This window comes from Lacinutrix jangbogonensis (assembly GCF_000797445.1).
Taxonomy (GTDB): domain Bacteria; phylum Bacteroidota; class Bacteroidia; order Flavobacteriales; family Flavobacteriaceae; genus Lacinutrix; species Lacinutrix jangbogonensis.
This window is the reverse complement of record NZ_JSWF01000011.1, coordinates 1-1754: the sequence shown is the minus strand read 5'-3', so window position 1 is coordinate 1754 and position 1754 is coordinate 1. Positions and strand designations below refer to the sequence as shown.

Genomic DNA, 1754 nt, shown 5'->3' with positions numbered 1-1754 from the left:
TAATGTTCTGTTGTCAAACCTTGCCAACAGTATGGAACTAATCCAATTCGGATTTCAATATCATCTCTCGCTCCGGACCAACTTCCACGATTATCAATGTCTATAATTTCCAACAAGTCATTTGTCAGTCGATAATGTTTTCTGCCTTTCTTTTTAAATCCGTATTCTTTGAGGTTAGCACCAATTATTATATTCAGCTCGTTGTAAGCTGGTTTCCATTGTTCTTTTGGCAAGCTTTTAAAAACCTTAATTTTTTCAAATTCCGATTTTTCAGATTCAGAATTTGAGCTCTGCCTTTTGGTTTTCCCGAAAAGATTGAAGTTCTTCATTGTCGTTTTATTTAGCTTGTTGCCAACGTGTTGTATAAGATTAGTTGCGTATTTAGACCACTAATTTACTAAATAAACCACTAACCAAGAAAGTCTGTTTGGACTTTCGTAAGTAATCAATAACCAAGCAATTAATTTTATACTTTGTTGTGGGCAGGTTTTGAATATATTTTACAGACCATTATAAAAAAGGACTGTCCTTTGTCTATAAACCGAATTTTTTATTCTTAGAAATTCAACAACCAAAAAAATAAAGCGCTCAGATTTGATTTTACGGAAACTGGCGGATTAGAAATTTCCTTTGTTAAAAAACAAAAATTTAATTACTGATCTAGGGAAAAAGAAACTGACTAAAAAAATATTTATAAAGTTGCTCAACCGCTAGGGAACGACCTTAATAAATAAACAAAAACCTTAGCTAAAATTTTTGTTTTTGTGCGCCAAAAAAAATTGGGTTTTTATACCAGACTTTGGCGGAAATTAAATTTTAAACCCCTTAAATCAAGCTTAAATATTTTAATTGAGTACTTGCCCACAACGTCAGACTGTCTAAAAACTGAGCACTTAAATATTGGTATAAAACATTGATAATTTGTATCTTTAGTTATGAGCTACATTCAAGGTTTTAACAGAAAACAAGCCGTTTTAATTCCCGAAACAATAGAACAATTAATAGCAGAAAATAATCCTGTACGCTTTATTGATGCCTTTGTAAATTCACAAGATGTTGTTGCTTTGGGGTTTAAAGATATTCGGTTTAATAAAAATGGTCGCCCGCCATTTCATCCAAAAGATTTATTAAAACTTTACATCTACGGCTATCTTAATAAAATAAGATCTTCTCGAGCATTAGAAAAGGAATGTATTAGAAATGTGGAATTGATGTGGCTTATAAAAGGACTTGTTCCAGACCATAATACCATCTCTAATTTTAGAAGGGACAATCCAAAATCCATTAAAAAAGTGTTTAGAGCCACTGTAAATATTGCTAAGAACCTAGACCTTATTGGAGGTGTTTTACTTGCGGGTGATGGAACCAAACTTAGAGCACAAAACTCCAAGAAAAACAATTACAACCAAAAGAAAATTGATAGACATATTGCCTACATAGAAACGAAGCTTGCTCAATATTGTAATGCATTAGAAACTGCTGATGGTGATAAGAAAAAAGTGATTGAAACAAAAATTGCCAAACAAAACAAACACAAGAAACAGTATCAAGCTATTGAAAAACAATTAAAACAAACAGGTGAAAAACAATTCTCTAGCTCAGACCCAGAAGCTAGACAGCTTGTTATTAGAGGAGTTGTTACCGAAGTTTGTTATAATGTACAATCTACTGTAGACCATAAACATAAAATCCCTATTGATTACGATCTCACCAATAATAACGATAAGCACGCTATGACTTCCATGGTAGAAAAT

2 protein-coding genes are annotated in these 1754 nt (G+C 32.2%); one reads left to right on the top strand and one right to left on the bottom strand.

Annotated elements, in window-relative coordinates; genetic code table 11:
* On the bottom strand, positions 1–329 hold a 329-nt coding region (locus tag RH82_RS00080; protein ID WP_034057051.1), incomplete at its 3' end, for a DUF4304 domain-containing protein.
* Between the two features lie 606 nt (positions 330–935).
* Between RH82_RS00080 and RH82_RS00075 the strand changes: the two genes are divergently transcribed.
* Positions 936–1754 (top strand): transposase (locus tag RH82_RS00075; protein WP_034057050.1); only part of this gene is annotated, 819 nt, incomplete at its 3' end.